12 protein-coding genes are annotated in these 15,957 nt (G+C 74.1%); 10 read left to right on the plus strand and 2 right to left on the minus strand.

Annotation, left to right across the window (positions count from 1 at the left end; all coding sequences use genetic code 11):
* Both ACIQGZ_RS11600 and ACIQGZ_RS11605 read right to left on the minus strand, forming a co-directional pair.
* Window positions 1-954: an AAA family ATPase gene (locus ACIQGZ_RS11600; RefSeq protein WP_402601450.1), complete on the minus strand. Its 954-nt coding sequence runs from the start codon at window positions 952-954 to the stop codon at window positions 1-3.
* 401 nt (window positions 955-1,355) lie between these two features.
* Window positions 1,356-1,850 (minus strand): CAP domain-containing protein, encoded by a 495-nt coding sequence (locus ACIQGZ_RS11605; protein ID WP_402601046.1) that lies wholly within the window; start codon window positions 1,848-1,850, stop codon window positions 1,356-1,358.
* Between the two features lie 1,315 nt (window positions 1,851-3,165).
* Here ACIQGZ_RS11605 and rsmH point away from each other — a divergent pair.
* The 10 genes from rsmH to ACIQGZ_RS11655 are packed head-to-tail and all read left to right on the plus strand — an operon-like array spanning window position 3,166 to window position 15,708.
* A complete protein-coding gene (gene rsmH / locus ACIQGZ_RS11610; RefSeq protein ID WP_402601047.1) occupies window positions 3,166-4,134 on the plus strand; it encodes a 16S rRNA (cytosine(1402)-N(4))-methyltransferase RsmH in 969 nt (322 codons plus the stop codon).
* Between the two features lie 56 nt (window positions 4,135-4,190).
* A complete protein-coding gene (locus ACIQGZ_RS11615; protein ID WP_402601451.1) occupies window positions 4,191-4,712 on the plus strand; it encodes a cell division protein FtsL in 522 nt (173 codons plus the stop codon).
* Entirely contained in the window at window positions 4,709-6,742 is a 2,034-nt protein-coding gene (locus tag ACIQGZ_RS11620) for a penicillin-binding transpeptidase domain-containing protein (protein ID WP_402601049.1), read from the plus strand. The genes ACIQGZ_RS11615 and ACIQGZ_RS11620 overlap by 4 nt, the downstream gene beginning before the upstream one ends.
* Window positions 6,743-6,762: 20 nt before the next feature.
* A complete protein-coding gene (locus ACIQGZ_RS11625; protein WP_402601051.1) occupies window positions 6,763-8,475 on the plus strand; it encodes a UDP-N-acetylmuramoyl-L-alanyl-D-glutamate--2,6-diaminopimelate ligase in 1,713 nt (570 codons plus the stop codon).
* Between the two features lie 6 nt (window positions 8,476-8,481).
* Window positions 8,482-9,909, plus strand: coding sequence for a UDP-N-acetylmuramoyl-tripeptide--D-alanyl-D-alanine ligase (gene murF, locus ACIQGZ_RS11630; protein ID WP_402601053.1), 1,428 nt, complete (start codon window positions 8,482-8,484; stop codon window positions 9,907-9,909).
* The gene (gene mraY / locus ACIQGZ_RS11635) at window positions 9,906-10,973 is read left to right on the plus strand and encodes a phospho-N-acetylmuramoyl-pentapeptide-transferase (protein WP_402601055.1); all 1,068 of its coding nucleotides are present in this window, start codon (window positions 9,906-9,908) and stop codon (window positions 10,971-10,973) included. Before murF ends, mraY begins: the two co-directional genes overlap by 4 nt.
* Window positions 10,970-12,409 carry a UDP-N-acetylmuramoyl-L-alanine--D-glutamate ligase gene (gene murD, locus ACIQGZ_RS11640; protein WP_402601057.1) on the plus strand — a complete coding sequence of 480 codons (1,440 nt, stop codon included), beginning with the start codon at window positions 10,970-10,972 and terminating at the stop codon, window positions 12,407-12,409. The genes mraY and murD overlap by 4 nt, the downstream gene beginning before the upstream one ends.
* A 46-nt stretch (window positions 12,410-12,455) precedes the next feature.
* Entirely contained in the window at window positions 12,456-13,826 is a 1,371-nt protein-coding gene (gene ftsW, locus ACIQGZ_RS11645; protein ID WP_402601058.1) for a putative lipid II flippase FtsW, read from the plus strand.
* A 6-nt stretch (window positions 13,827-13,832) separates the two neighbouring features.
* On the plus strand, window positions 13,833-14,942 hold the full coding sequence (gene murG / locus ACIQGZ_RS11650) for an undecaprenyldiphospho-muramoylpentapeptide beta-N-acetylglucosaminyltransferase (protein WP_402601059.1): 1,110 nt from the start codon (window positions 13,833-13,835) through the stop codon (window positions 14,940-14,942).
* Window positions 14,935-15,708: a cell division protein FtsQ/DivIB gene (locus tag ACIQGZ_RS11655; RefSeq protein ID WP_402601061.1), complete on the plus strand. Its 774-nt coding sequence runs from the start codon at window positions 14,935-14,937 to the stop codon at window positions 15,706-15,708. Before murG ends, ACIQGZ_RS11655 begins: the two co-directional genes overlap by 8 nt.
* Window positions 15,709-15,957 lie beyond the last annotated feature (249 nt).

Raw genomic sequence — 15,957 nt, forward strand, 5'->3', positions numbered from 1 at the left:
TCAGCCCCTCCGGGCGCCGGCGCCCTGGTCCGCGAACGGGCGCGGGATCGGCAGCCGCTGCACCAGGTCCCGGACCACCTGCTCGCTGCTGCGGCGGCTCAGCTGGGTCTCGGCGCTGGGCAGCAGCCGGTGCGCCAGCACCGGCACCGCGAGGGCCTGCACATCGTCCGGCAGTACGTAGTCGCGGCCCTCCAGGGCGGCGGCCGCGCGGGCCGCGCGCAGCAGGTGCAGGGTGGCCCGCGGCGAGGCGCCGAGCCGCAGTTCGGGGGAGGTGCGGGTGGCGCCCACCAGGTCCACCGCGTAGCGGCGCACCGTGTCGGCGACGTGCACGGAGCGCACCGCCTCGATCAGGCCCAGGATGTCATGGGAGTGCGCCACCGGCCGCAGGCCGTCCAGCGGGGAGGCGCCGCCGTGGGTGTCCAGCATCGCCAGCTCGGCTTCGGGGCCGGGGTAGCCGATGGAGATCCGGGCCATGAAGCGGTCGCGCTGCGCCTCGGGCAGCGGGTAGGTGCCCTCCATCTCCACCGGGTTCTGGGTGGCGATCACCATGAACGGGGACGGCAGCTCATAGCTGGTGCCGTCGATGGTGACCTGCCGCTCCTCCATCGACTCCAGCAGCGCCGACTGGGTCTTGGGCGAGGCGCGGTTGATCTCGTCGCCGACCACGATCTGGGCGAAGATGGCGCCGGGGCGGAACTCGAAGTCGCGGCGGTTCTGGTCGAAGATGTTGGTGCCGGTGACGTCCGACGGCAGCAGGTCCGGCGTGAACTGGATGCGGCGCACGGTGCAGTCCACCGACCTGGCCAGCGTCTTGGCCAGCATGGTCTTGCCGACGCCCGGTACGTCCTCGATCAGCAGATGGCCCTCGGCCAGCATCACCGTCAGCGCGATCCGCACCGCCTCCGGCTTGCCCTCGATGACGCTCTCGACGGACGCCCGGACCCGCTCCACCACGCTGCCGAGCTCGTCGAGACCGGCCGGCCCCCGCCGGAAGTCAGGCGTCGCCGCCCCCGCCCCGGCCCCTGGATAGGCGGCGCCGGACGGCCCCTGCCCGTCGAGACCGGCACGTTCGTTGAAGGTCGTCACCCGCTGCTCCTCGGCCCATCCTGTCGGCCGCCCCACACCCCGAAGCGGCCCCTCCACCCCGAATTACGCGCCCCCCGCCGGATCGGTTCCTTAGGGACCGCCAGCTCGGCTGCGGTACGCGGACAGACCGCCCCAGGTGGTGCGGGGCCCAGGTCTGCTCCACGCATTCTTCCTGGATCGGTGCCACAAGTCACTTGGCCGGGCGACACGCGCTGTTTGCCCCGGTTGGGGGCCGGGAGGGGGGAGGGGGAAGGGAGGAGTGGGCGGGCTCAGCGGGCGGCGCCGAAGTCCTGCGTCCAGTAGTCGCCGGGCTCGGCCAGGCCGATGCCGGTCTGCGCGTATCCGCAGTCCAGGATGTTCTCCCGGTGGCCGGGGCTGGTCATCCACGCGTCCACCACGCCCCGGGCGGTGCGGAAGCCCTGGGCGACGTTCTCGCCCCACGCCAGGGCGCGGTAGCCGGTGTCCCTGATCCGGTCCACCGGCTGCGAACCGTCCGAGCCCAGGTGCGACATCCAGTGGCGGTACGCCATGTCCCGGCTGTGCTGCCGGGCGGACTCGCTCAGCCGCCGGTCCAGGGTCAGCGGGCGGCAACCGGCCTCCCGCCGCTCACCGTTGACCAGGGCCAGCACCCGGGCCGTCGCGTCCTTGGCACCCCCGCCACGCCCCCGGGCCGACGCCGGCCCGGCCGACCCGGCCAGGACCAGCAGGCAGGCGGCCGCAGCGGCGGCGCTCCGGCGGTGGACGATGCTGCGCTGCTTCCCCACGGCTGACCTCACTCGCTGTACGGAACGACCACTCTCACCCGCTCCCGATCTCCCGTCCCACCACCCCCAACCCACCCCACCCCCCGCCATCACCCATCAAGCCGACGCATTCCCCCCACCTGGAGCCCCCACCACCCCCGAGCCGCGCGCCTGCGGCCCCCCGTCAGTGCCGCGAGAAACCCCACCCCCACGTAGCCCACCGATCCGACCGTTCCGACCTCCTGGGGTGGTGGCTGTGGGTGGCTGAGCGGCCGAGGGGTCCCCCGGTCAGGGGCGCGAGGAACCCATCACTCAGGTAGCGCGCTGATCCGACCGTTCCGACCTCTAGGGGTGGTGGTTGCGGTGGTCAGCGGCCGAGGGGTCCCCCGGTCAGGGGCGCGAGGAACTGCGCGAGGAACCCACCACTCAGGTAGCGCGCCGGTCCGACCGTTGTTGCTCTCTGGGTGGTGGGTGGTTGGCCGCGCAGTTCCTCGCGCCCCTGGGGGCTGTGGGTGGCTGAGCGGCCGAGGGGTCCCCCGGTCAGGGGCGCGAGGAACTGCGCGAGGAACCCATCACTCAGGTAGCGCGCCGATCCGACCGTTCCGACCTCCTGGGGTGGTGGTTGCGGTGGTCAGCGGCCGAGGGTCCCCCGGTCAGGGGCGCGAGGAACTGCGCGAGGAACCCACCACTCACGTAGCGCGCCGGTCCGACCGTTGTTGCTCTTTGGGTGGTGGGTGGTTGGCCGCGCAGTTCCTCGCGCCCCTGGGGGGCCGTGCGTGGCTGAGCGGCCAGGGGCACGCCCGTGGGCCGTACGGGTGGTCCCCGCCGCCGCCGGAGCCCCGCCGTACGGCCGCCGATTCCCGCCCGCCCGCGCTGAGCTGGCCTTTCGCGGGCCCGCCCGCCGTCGCCCCGGGGAAATCGCGGGCGATTGACCGGGCCGGGCCGTGGAGTAGAGTGACGCCGGAGTGCCACGGGCCGTCATACGTCGCTCGCCACCCGCCGGTTGCCGCCCGCCGCAAGCCGCCGGGCCGGAAGCGTACGGCGCCGCCCGACCCCGCCCCACCCGCCGGACGCCGCGCCCGGCCTCCTCCCGCTCCGCACCCCCTGGCGCACCTTCCCCGGTGCCAGACGGGTCACTTCCCCAGTGAGCGGGCGGGGACCAGGCGGTGCGTCCGGTTCCCCGGGCGGACCCCAGGCGCCCCGGACGGGCGGCCGTCCCCCACCATGGGTGGTGACACGGCTCCCCGCCCCGGGGCGTCCGCGCATCGAGAAGGGCTCCACCGCGACATGAGCACCACCACCCCCGTACGCACCGCCGCCGCGAGGGGGAACCGCCATGAGTGAGGGGCCCAAGCACGTACCGGTGATGCTCCAGCGCTGCCTGGACGTCCTCGCTCCCGCCCTGGCCGCACCCGGCGCCGTGGTGGTCGACGCGACCCTCGGCCTCGGCGGGCACAGCGAGGCGCTGCTGCGCGCCTTCCCCGAGGCCCGGCTGGTCGCGGTGGACCGGGACCCGGCCGCGCTGGAGTTGGCCGGGCAGCGGCTCGCCCCGTACGGGGAGCGGGCCACCCTGGTGCACGCCGTCTACGACGAGATCCCGGCGGTGCTGGAGCGGCTGGGCATCCCCCGGGTGCAGGGCGTCCTGTTCGACCTCGGCGTCTCCTCGATGCAGCTGGACGAGGCCGACCGGGGCTTCGCGTACGCCCAGGACGCCCCGCTGGACATGCGGATGGACCAGTCCCGGGGCCTGAGCGCCGCCGAGGTGCTCAACACGTACGAGCACGGCGCGCTGGCCCGCATCCTCAAGGTGTACGGCGAGGAGCGGTTCGCGAAGAAGATCGCCACCGTGATCGTCCGGGAGCGGGAGAAGGAACCGTTCACCACCAGCGCGCGTCTGGTCGAGCTGGTGCGCAACGCCATCCCCGCCGCCACCCGCCGCACCGGCGGCAACCCGGCCAAGCGCACCTTCCAGGCGCTGCGGATCGAGGTCAACGGCGAGCTGGCCGTGCTGGACCGGGCGATCCCCGGCGCGCTGGAGGCGCTGGCGGTCGGCGGCCGGATCGCCGTGCTCTCGTACCACTCGCTGGAGGACCGGCTGGTCAAGCAGTACTTCGCCGCCGGTGCCACCAGCACCGCCCCGCCCGGCCTGCCCGTCGTCCCCGAGGAGTACCAGCCCCGGCTGAAGCTGCTCACCCGGGGCGCCGAGCTGCCGACCGAGGCGGAGATCGAGGAGAACCGGCGCGCCGCCCCGGCCAGGCTGCGCGCTGCGGAGAGGATCAGGGAACGGACGGCGGCCAGGGGGTAGCGCCCCGCCGGGGCCCGCGCCCCGGGCCGGGGGAGGGAAGGAGCGAGGAGTTGAGCGTGCCCGCAGCGGGGACGGCTGGGCCGCGCCGGCTGCCCGGCCAGGCCGGAGCCCGGTCGCGCCCGGCCGTCCGCAGGACCGCCGCCGGCCGCCGCCAGGGGCCCGGCCGGATGCCGTTCGCGGTCCTGGTCGTGGTGCTGCTGGCCGTCGGCCTGATCGGCCTGCTGATGCTCAACACCGCCCTCAACCAGGGCTCCTTCGAACTCTCCCGGCTACAGCGGGAGACCACCAGGCTCACCGACGAGCAGCAGAGCCTGGAGCAGCAGATCGACCAGTGGTCCGCCCCCGGTGCCCTGGAGCGCCGGGCCGCCCGGCTGGGCATGGTGCCCGGCGGCAACCCGGCTTTCCTGCGCGACGACGGCAAGATCCTCGGCAGCCCCGCCCCCGCCACCGGGGCGCCCACCCCGACCGCCTCCGCCACCGCGCGCGGGACGGTGCCCGCACCCACCCCGCAGTCCTCCGCCGTCGACATCACCGTGCGGCCCGCCCCCGGCGGCACGGCGGGAGGTGACACCCGATGAGCACCCCCCGGCAGCCCCCCCGGGGCCCGGCCCCCGGCCGCCGCCCCGCCGCCGGCGGCCCGCCCTCCGGCGCCGCCCCCCGCCCGCCCCGGCCGCGCACCGCGGCCGCCGGCCGGGCCGGCCGCCCGCCGCGCCGCCCCGCCGCCGGGGTGGTCCGGCTGGGCGACCCGCGCCGCCGGCTGCGGGTGGCCACCGTGGCGCTGGCCGTGATCTTCTCGCTGTTCGCCGGCCGGCTGATCCAGCTCCAGCTGGTGGACGCCTCGGCGCTGGCCTCCGAGGCCACCGTCAACCGCTATGTCGACGATGTGCTGCCGGCCGATCGCGGTGCCATAACGGACGCCTCCGGCGTCGTACTGGCCACCACGGTCGACGCCTATGACATCACCGCCGACCCGACGATGTTCACCCCCGAGCAGACCCATGTCCGCGACGCGCCGGAGCAGGCCGCCGCGCTGCTGGCACCGATCCTCGGCGTCAGCCGGGCGAAGCTGGCCGCCGCCCTGCACGCGCCCGGCAGCCGCTACGCGCTGCTCGCCGGCCGGCAGAGCCCGCAGACCTGGACCCAGATCAAGGACCTGAAGACCGCCTTCGCCGCGCAGGCGGGCAGCTACGCCTGCCAGGCCCAGGCGGCGAAGGTCGGCAAGCCCGCCGCGCAGGGCGGCCGCACCGCCGTGGACGCCGGCTGCGCCAACGTCCTGGCCGGCGTCTTCTCCCGGGAGACCAGCAAGCGGGTCTACCCCGCGGGCGACCTGGCCTCCAACGTGGTGGGCTTCGTCAACGCCGACGGCCTGGGCGCGGGCGGCCTGGAGCAGCAGTACCAGACCCTGCTGGCCGGCCGCGACGGCCGGATCACCTACGCCCAGTCCGGCGGCCGGCTGGTGCCCACCGCCGGGTTCCAGGAGCACGCCGCCGTCCCCGGCACCGATCTGCGGCTCACCCTGGACCGCGACATCCAGTGGGCGGCCCAGCACGCCATCTCCGAGGAGGTGAAGGCCGCCGGGGCGGAGAAGGGCTATGTCGTCGTCCAGGACGTGCAGACCGGCCAGGTGCTCGCCATGGCCACCTCGCCGGGCTTCGACGCGGGCGACCTGGCCGGCGCGAACCCCGACGCGCTGGGCAACCCCGCCCTCCAGGACGTGTACGAGCCCGGCAGCACCGCCAAGCTGATGACCATGGCCGCCATCCTGGACACCGGCGCCGCCACCTGGGACACCCATGTCACGGTGCCGGGCACCCTGCACCGGGCCGACCGGATCTTCCACGACGACATCGACCACGGCACCTGGCACCTCACCCTCAACGGCGTGCTGGCCAAGTCGTCCAACATCGGCACCATCGAGGCCGCCGAGCAGCTGGGCAAGACCCAGCCGGAGGCCAACCAGGTGCTGTACGAGTACCTGCGCAAGTTCGGCATCGGCCGCCCCACCGGCCTCGACTTCCCCGGCGAGACCCAGGGCCTGCTGGCCAAGGGCTCCGACTGGAAGGGCTCGCAGCAGTACACCATCCCGTTCGGCCAGGGCCTCTCGCTCAACGCGCTCCAGGCCGCCTCGGTGTACTCCACCATCGCCAACGGCGGGGTACGGATCGAGCCGACCCTGGTACGGGGCACCACCGGGCCGGACGGCCGGTACATCCCCGCGCCGGCCCCCGAACAGAGCCGGGTGGTCAGCCCGCAGACCGCGCAGACCCTCGCCCGGATGCTGGAGTCGGTGGTCACCGACGAGCAGGGCACCGGCAACTCCGCGCAGATCCCCGGCTACCGGGTGGCGGGAAAGACCGGCACCGCCAACCGGGTGGACCCCAAGGCGGGCGGGTACGCGGGCTACACGGCCTCCTTCATCGGCTTCGCGCCCGCCGACAAGCCCCGGATCACCGTCGCCTGCACCCTCCAGGACCCGGTCAACGGGCACTTCGGCGGCCAGCTGTGCGGGCCGGTCTTCAAGCAGGTGATGGAGTTCGCCCTCAAGACCCTGCAGGTCCCGCCGAGCGGAACCGACGCGCCGCACCTGCCGGTCGAGTGGAAGCCATGAGCAGCGACAGGAGAGTCCGAGTGATGTCGATCACGCCCCAGGAGCCCACGGGGTGCACCCCCGACCTCTCACTTGGCCCCGGCGCCACGGCTGCGGATACCCTGCCTGCCGTGCCGAAACCTGATCAGCCCCCGAACCACTCCGGCCCGCAGCACCCCGGTCCGCCGCGCCCCGCCGCAGTCCGCCCGACCCCGCTCCGCGCCGTCGCCGAGCTGCTGGACCTCGCCCCCGAGCAGGACCCGGCGGGGGCGGATGTCACCGGCATCACCCACGACTCCCGCGCGGTGCGCCCCGGTGACCTCTACGCCGCCCTGCCCGGCGCCCACCACCACGGCGCCGCCTTCGCCGCCCAGGCGGTCGCCGGTGGCGCGGTGGCGCTGCTCACCGACCCGGCGGGCGCCGCGCTCGCGGCCGACTGCGGCGTGCCGCTGCTGGTGGTGGACGACCCGCGTGCCCGGGTCGGCGCGCTGGCCGCCGCCGTCTACGGGCGCCCCGCCGAACAGCTGCTGATGATCGGCGTCACCGGCACCAGCGGCAAGACCACCACCTCGTACCTGATCGAGGGCGGTCTGCGCGGCGCCGACCGCGCCACCGGGCTGGTCGGCACCGTGGAGATGCGGGTCGGCCGGGAGCGGATCAAGAGCGAGCGCACCACCCCGGAGGCCACCGACCTGCACGCCGTCCTGGCGCTGATGCGCGAGCGGGGCGCCGACGCGGTCGCCATGGAGGTCTCCAGCCACGCGCTGGTGTTCGGCCGGGTCGACGGGGTCGTCTACGACATCGCGGTCTTCCTCAACCTGACGCCGGAGCACCTGGACTTCCACCCCGACATGGAGGACTACTACCGGGCCAAGGCGCAGCTGTTCACCGAGCGCCGCGCCCGGCTGGGCGTGGTCAACCTGGACGACGCGTACGGCCGCAGGCTGGCCGCCGAGGCGGGCATCCCGGTGGTCACCTTCTCCGCGACCGGCGACCCGGCGGCCGACTGGCGCGCCGAGTCGGTCCAGCTGGGGCCGTCCGGCTCCCTCTTCCGGGTGGTCGGTCCGGACGGCGCCTCGGCGGACGCCTCGGTGTCGCTGCCCGGCCCCTTCAACGTCGCCAACGCGCTCGCCGCCGTGGCCGCCCTGGCCAGTGCCGGGCTGCCGCTGGCCGACGCGGTGGCGGGGGTCGCCGCCGTCCCCGGTGTGCCGGGGCGGATGGAGCGGGTGGACATCGGCCAGCCGTATCTGGCGGTGGTCGACTACGCCCACAAGCCGGATGCGCTGCGGGCCGTGCTGGAGTCGCTGCGGGAGGTCACCAAGGGCCGGGTGCACGTGGTGGTCGGCTGCGGCGGCGATCGGGACCCGCACAAGCGCGGCGCGATGGGTGCCATTGCCGCCTCGCTGGCCGACACCGCCGTCCTCACCAGCGACAACCCCCGCTCGGAGGACCCGCTGGCCATCCTGGCCGCCATGCTCGGCGGCGCGGTGGAGGTCCCCCGGGCGGAGCGCGGCGCGGTGCTGGTCGTCCCCGACCGCCTGGAGGCCGTCGGTACGGCCGTCGCCCATGCCCGGCCGGGCGACAGCGTGCTGGTGGCGGGCAAGGGCCATGAGCTGGGCCAGTACCTGCGCGACGAGGTCAGGCCCTTCGACGACCGGGAGGTGCTGCGCGAGTCGATCGCCGCGGCCCGGCCCGGGACCGCGGATCAGGTGCCGCCAGCGGCGGGCACCGACGCGGCGGACTTCAAGGAGTAATCCCCAGTGATCGCACTGACCCTCGCCGAGGTCGCCACGGCCGTCGGGGGGACGCTGCACGACGTCCCCGACCCGCAGGTCCGGATCACCGGCCCGGTGGTGGTGGACTCCCGCCAGGTGCGGCCGGGCGGTCTGTTCGCCGCCGTGGCCGGTGAGCGGGCGGACGGGCACGACTTCGCCGCCGGGGCCGTCAAGGACGGCGCCGCCGCCGTGCTGGCGTCCCGTCCGGTCGGCGTGCCCGCCGTGGTGGTGGACGACGTGGTCGCGGCGCTGGGCCTGCTCGCCCGTACGGTCGTGGACCGGCTGCGGGACGGCACGGCGGTGGTCGGGCTCACCGGCTCGTCCGGCAAGACCAGCACCAAGGACCTGATCGGCCAGCTGCTGGAGCGGCTCGGCCCGACGGTCTGCCCGGCCGGCAACCTCAACAACGAGATCGGCATGCCGCTCACCGCGCTGCGCGCCGACGAGGAGACCCGCCACCTGGTGCTGGAGATGGGCGCCCGGGGCAAGGGCCACATCGCCTACCTGACCGGCATCACCCCGCCCCGGGTCGGTGTGGTGCTCAACGTCGGCACCGCGCACCTCGGTGAGTTCGGCAGCCGGGCGGGCATCGCGGAGGCCAAGGGCGAGCTGGTGGAGGCGCTGCCGGCCGACGGGGTGGCCGTGCTCAACGCCGACGACCCGCTGGTCCGTGCGATGGCGGCCCGGACCAAGGCCCGGGTGGTGTTCTTCGGCGAGGCGTCAGAGGCCCACATCAGGGCGGCGGACGTCCGGTTGGACGCGCTCGGCCGCGCGTCCTTCACACTGATCACCCCGGCCGGTTCCGCCCCGGTGGTCCTGCGCCTGTACGGTGAGCACCACGTCTCGAACGCCCTCGCCGCCGCAGCGGTGGCGGTGGAGTTCGGGATGTCCGCCGACGACACCGCCGCCGCCCTGGGCGAGGCGGGTGCGCTCTCCCGCTGGCGCATGGAGGTCGTCGAACGGGCCGACGGTGTCACCGTCGTCAACGACGCCTACAACGCGAATCCGGACTCCGTCCGGGCCGCGCTGCGAGCGCTCGCGGCGATGGCCGGCACCGAACAGCAGCGCCGGCGTACCTGGGCGGTGCTCGGCGAGATGCGGGAGCTCGGCGAGGACTCCCTCGCGGAGCACGATGCCATCGGACGCCTGGCGGTCCGACTGAACATCACCAAGGTGGTGGCGGTCGGCGGCCGCGAGGCGGCGTGGCTCGACATGGGTGCCAAGAACGAGGGTTCGTGGGGTGAGGAGTCGGTGCTGGTGTCCGACGCTGACGCGGCGATCGATCTGCTGCGCGATCAGGTACGGCCGGGGGATGTGGTGCTGGTGAAGGCTTCCCGGGCGGCCGGTCTGGAGCGGGTCGCCGAGGCCCTGCTGGCCGGCGGCGCCGACGGGACGAACGGGGTGGCCCGGTGAGGCAGATCCTCTTCGCGGGAGTGATCGGCCTGGTCCTCACGCTGATCGGGACCCCGCTGCTGATCAGGCTGCTGGCCAGGCACGGCTACGGCCAGATGATCCGCGACGACGGCCCGGCCGCGCACCACAGCAAGCGCGGCACGCCGACCATGGGTGGCATCGCCTTCATCCTGGCGACGCTGATCGCCTACGCGGCGACCCATGCCATCGTGCCGGACAAGCCGCCGACCGCCTCCGGGCTGCTGGTGCTGTTCCTGATGGCCGGTCTGGGCCTGGTCGGCTTCCTGGACGACTACATCAAGGTCATCAAGCAGCGCTCGCTGGGCCTGCGGGCCAAGGCCAAGCTGGTCGGCCAGTCCGCCGTCGGCCTGGCGTTCGCGGTGCTGTCGCTCCAGTTCCAGGACAGCCGGGGCCTCACCCCGGCGTCCACCAAGCTGTCGTTCGTGCAGGACTTCGGCTGGTCGATAGGGCCCGTGCTGTTCGTCATCTGGGCGTATTTCATGATCGCCGCGATGTCGAACGGCGTGAACCTCACCGACGGCCTGGACGGCCTGGCCACCGGCGCCTCGGTGATGGTCTTCGGCGCGTACGTCTTCATCGGCGTCTGGCAGCACGGCCAGAACTGCGCCTTCACCCTCACCGCCACCGCCAACTGCTACGACGTCCGCGATCCGCTGGACCTCGCGGTGGTCGCCTCGGCGCTGATGGGCTCCTGCTTCGGCTTCCTGTGGTGGAACACCTCGCCCGCCAAGATCTTCATGGGCGACACCGGCTCCCTCGCCCTCGGCGGCGCGCTCGCCGGTCTGGCGATCTGCTCCCGCACCGAGATGCTGCTCGCCCTGCTCGGCGGCCTCTTCGTCCTGATCACCCTGTCGGTGATCATCCAGGTCGGCTCCTTCCGGCTGACCGGCAAACGCGTCTTCAAGATGGCACCGCTCCAGCACCACTTCGAACTCAAGGGGTGGAGCGAGGTCCTGATCGTGGTCCGGTTCTGGATCATCCAGGGACTCTGCGTCGCCGTCGGCCTCGGACTCTTCTACACGGGCTGGGTGAGCGACCGATGACCCCTCCCGGTGACACCCCGGACTGGGACGGCCGCGCCGTCGCCGTCGCCGGGCTCGGCATCTCCGGGATCAGCGCCGCCCGGGTGCTGCACGGCCTCGGCGCCGCCGTCACCGCGGTGGACGGCGGCGACTCCCCGGCGCTGCGCGAGCGCGCCGCCGGGCTGGAGGCGGCGGGCGTCACCGTCCGGCTGGGCGACGCCGACACCCTGCCGCCCGGCACCGAACTGATCGTCACCTCGCCCGGCTGGCCGCCGTCCAGCCCGCTGTTCGCCGCCGCCGACGCGGCGGGCGTACCGGTCTGGGGCGATGTCGAGCTGGCCTGGCGGCTGCGCCCCCCGCACCCCGCCACCGGCGAACCGGCCCCCTGGCTGGCCGTCACCGGCACCAACGGCAAGACCACCACCGTGCAGATGCTCGCCTCCATCCTCGGCGCCGCCGGGCGGCGCACCGCCGCCGTCGGCAACGTCGGCGTCCCGGTGCTGGACGCCGTGCTGGCCGAGGAGCCGTACGACGTGCTCGCGGTCGAGCTGTCCAGCTACCAGCTGCACTGGGCGCCCTCGCTGCGCCCGCACTCCGCCGCGGTGCTCAACCTGGCACCGGACCACCTGGACTGGCACGGCTCCATGGCGGCGTACGCGGCCGACAAGGGCCGCGCCTACCAGGGCAACACCGTCGCCTGCGTCTACAACACCGCCGACCCGGCCACCGAGGAGCTGGTCCGCGCGGCCGACGTCGAGGAGGGCTGCCGCGCCGTCGGCTTCACCCTCGGCGCCCCCGGGCTCTCCGAACTCGGCGTGGTGGACGGCCTGCTGGTCGACCGCGCGTTCGTCGCCGACCGGCAGCGCAGCGCCGCCGAGCTGGCCTCCGTCCAGGACGTCCAGCCGCCGGCCCCGCACAACATCGCGAACGCGCTGGCCGCCGCGGCCCTGGCCCGCGCCTACGGCGTGGAGCCGCGCGCCGTCCGGGACGGCCTGCGGGCCTTCCGGCCCGACGCGCACCGGATCGCGGAGGTCGCCGTGGTGGACGGCGTCACGTACATCGACGACTCCAAGGCCACCAATACCCACGCCGCCGCCGCCTCGCTGGCCGCCTACCGGCCGGTCGTCTGGATCGCCGGCGGCCTCGCCAAGGGCGCCGCCTTCGACGAGCTGGTGCGCACCGCCGCCGACCGGCTGCGCGGCGCGGTGCTGATCGGCGCCGACCGCGCCGTGATCCGCGAAGCACTGGCGCGACACGCCCCGGATGTGCCGGTGATCGAACCGGTATCGGGTCAGACTGGCGCCGAGGCCATGGAGCTGATCGTACGGGCCGCCGCCGGCCTCGCCCGGCCCGGCGACACCGTGCTGCTGGCCCCGGCCTGCGCCTCGATGGACATGTTCACCAACTACGGCGAGCGCGGGGACCTCTTCGCCGCCGCCGTACGCCGACCGGGGTGACCCCGTCGCGGGGGCGCTGAGGAGACCGACCGGGAAGGGGCGAGCGGTGGCAGGACAGGGACGCGGGCGGCCCGCCGCGCCGCCGACCGAGCGCCCCGCCGCCCGGCCCCCGGTCATCTCGGCGACCACCACCACCTTCCGCGCCTCCGGCTGGCCCGCCGGGCCCCGGGCGCTGGCCGCCCGCTTCCAGCGCGCCCTGGACCGGCCGCTGACGGCCTACTACCTGATCCTCGGCTCCAGCCTGCTGATCCTGGTGCTGGGCCTGGTGATGGTCTTCTCCGCCTCCCAGATCACCGCGCTCAGCCAGGGCCGGCCGGTGCTGTTCTACTTCGGCAAGCAGCTGCTCGCGGTGGTGCTGGGCTGCGGCCTGATGCTGGTCGCGGCCCGGCTGCCGATCGCGGTGCACCGGACGCTGGCCTACCCGCTGCTGCTGGGCTCCGTCTTCCTGATGGTGCTGGTCACCATCCCCGGTATCGGCGTCGAGGTCGGCGGCAACCGCAACTGGATCAACGTCGGGCTGTTCCAGCTCCAGCCCTCGGAGTTCGGCAAGCTGGCCCTGGTGCTCTGGGGCGCCGACCTGCTCGCCCGCAAGCAGAAGACCCGGATGCTCGACCAGTGGAAGCACCTGCTGGTGCCGCTGGTGCCCGGCGCGGTCTTCCTGCTGATGCTGATCATGGCCGGTGGCGACATGGGCACCGCCATGATCCTGGTCGCGGTCCTCTTCGGCCTGCTCTGGATGGCCGGAGCGCCGCTGCGGCTCTTCGCCGGGGCCGCGGCCCTCGCCGCCGTGATGTCCAGCGTGCTGATCCTGCTGGCCCCGCACCGGCTCGCCCGGATCAACTGCGTCGGCGTCACCCGTACCGGCCCCGACGAGCCCTGCTGGCAGGCCGTACACGGCCTCTACGCGCTGGCCTCCGGCGGCATCTTCGGCTCCGGGCTCGGCGCCGGCGTGGAGAAGTGGGGCCAGTTGCCCGCCTCGCACACCGACTTCATCTTCGCCGTCACCGGCGAGGAGCTGGGTCTGGCAGGGACGCTGTCGGTGCTCGCCCTCTTCGCGGCACTAGGGTATGCGGGTATCCGCGTGGCCGGACGCACGAAGGACCCCTTCGTCAGGTACGCCGCGGGAGGCGCCACCACCTGGATCATGGCCCAGTCCGTGATCAACATGGGTGCGGTGCTGGGACTGCTGCCCATCGCAGGAGTCCCGCTCCCGCTGTTCTCCTACGGAGGGTCCGCACTGCTGCCGACCCTGTTCGCCATCGGCATGCTGCTGTGCTTCGCACGCAGCGAGCCGGGGGCCAGGGCGGCACTGGCCGCGCGGGGCTCCACCTCCCGGACCAGGGCGCTCCTGGCCCGGGTGCTGCCACGACGAACCACAGCGCGGCCCGCGAAGCAGCCGCCGCGCAGGGAGCGGTGAATTTCGGTGCATGTCGTACTCGCCGGCGGGGGGACCGCCGGTCACATCGAGCCCGCGCTCGCCCTCGCCGACGCACTCCGCCGGCACGACCCGACGGTGGGCATCACGGCGCTCGGCACGGAGCGGGGCCTGGAGACCAGGTTGGTCCCCGAGCGCGGCTACCACCTGGAGCTGATCCCGGCGGTGCCGCTGCCCCGCAAGCCCACCCCGGAGCTGATCACCGTGCCGGGCCGGCTGCGGGCCACGGTGAAGGCCACCCAGGACATCATCGAACGCACCAAGGCCGATGTGGTGGTCGGCTTCGGCGGCTATGTCGCCATGCCGGCCTACCTGGCCGCCAAGCGGGCCGGTGTCCCGATCGTCGTCCACGAGGCCAACGCCCGCCCCGGGCTGGCCAACAAGGTCGGCTCCCGCTACACCGACTTCGTCGCGGTCTCCACCCCGGACAGCAAGCTGCGCGGCGCCCGCTACGTCGGCATCCCGCTGCGCCGCACCATTGCCACCCTGGACCGCAACGCGGTCCGCCCCGAGGCCAGGCACTACTTCGGCCTCGACCAGCGGCTGCCCACCCTGCTGGTCAGCGGCGGCTCGCAGGGCGCCCGCCGACTGAACGAGACGGTGCAGGCCATCGCCCCCCGCCTCCAGCAGTACGGGGTGCAGATCCTGCACGCCGTCGGCCCGAAGAACGAGCTGCCCCGGGTGGACGACATCCCCGGCATGCCGCCCTACCGCCCGGTGCCCTACCTGGACCGGATGGACCTCGCCTACGCCGCCGCCGACATGATGCTCTGCCGGGCCGGCGCGATGACGGTGGCCGAGCTGGCCGCCGTGGGCCTGCCCGCCGCCTTCGTACCGCTGCCGATCGGCAACGGCGAGCAGCGGCTGAACGCCCAGCCGATGATCAAGGCCGGCGGCGGACTGCTGGTGGACGACGCCGAGCTGAGCCCGGAGTGGGTGCTCGCCAACGTCCTGCCGGTGCTCACCGACCCGCAGCGGCTCTGGGACATGAGCAGGGCGGCCGCCGAGTTCGGCCGCCGCGACGCGGACGACCTGCTGGTCGGCATGGTGTACGAGGCGATCGGCGCGGCTCGGGGGCACGGCCCGCACCGTGGCTGACGCGGCGGTCGCCCCGGAGGAGCGGGCGGAGCGGGCGGCGGCCGACGGGCCGCCGCCCCGGCTGCGGCTGTCCCGGCGGGGCACGGCCGTGGTCGCGGCGCTCGGTGCGCTGCTGCTCGGCTTCGGCCTCTGGCTGGTCTTCCTCTCCTCGGTGCTGGACGTCCGTACGGTCGCGGTCACCGGTACCGAGAAGCTGACCGCCGACCAGGTCGTCGCCGCCGCCCGGGTGCACCCCGGCGGGCCGCTGGCCCGGGTGGACACCGGGGCGGTGCGCGGCCGGGTCGTCAAGGGGCTCCGCCGGGTGGCCAAGGTGGAGGTCTGGCGGGGCTGGCCGCACACCGTACGGATCAAGGTGACCGAGCGTCACCCGGTGGCGGCGGTCAGGGAGTCCGGCGGCTACACCCAGGTCGACGCGGCCGGGGTGCGGTTCGCCACCGAGGCCACCGCCCCGGCGGGCGTGCCCGTGGTGGAGCTGAAGCCCACCCAGGCCGCCCGGGACGCCCTCGCGGTCTTCCCGCAGCGGGAGTTGATCGCGGCGGCGGTGCAGGTGGCGGGGGATCTGCCGCCCACGGTGGCCAAGCGGGTCCGCTTCATCGAGGTGCACTCCTACGACGACATCCAGCTGCGGCTGGACGGCGACCGGACGGTGCTCTGGGGGAGCAGCGAGCGTGGTCCGCGCAAGGCGAAAGTGCTGGCCGCGCTGCTCACCAGGCAGGCCAGGAGCTATGACGTCAGCGCTCCGGAGGCGCCCGCTACGGCGCCTTGACGCCGGGTCGATCTGTTGACGCGGCCCGCCCGGTGGCCGACGCTTGGTGGTCCACCCCGGCTGGGCAGGCCGAGGGATGATCACATAGGCTCAAAAGAAAAGCAGGAGGCTCGGCGTGTTCGTTGAACGCAGCCGCGCATCGACCTAGTGTCCTGTGTCACCAGGACGTTGAGAGAGACAGTGGCACAGCATTAACCCTAAAGGTCAAGGTTAGGGTTCGGGTCGGCGGTCGGCATTTCGGGGCAGGTG

This window comes from Streptomyces sp. NPDC092296, from assembly GCF_044755465.1.
In the GTDB taxonomy this organism is placed as follows: domain Bacteria; phylum Actinomycetota; class Actinomycetes; order Streptomycetales; family Streptomycetaceae; genus Peterkaempfera.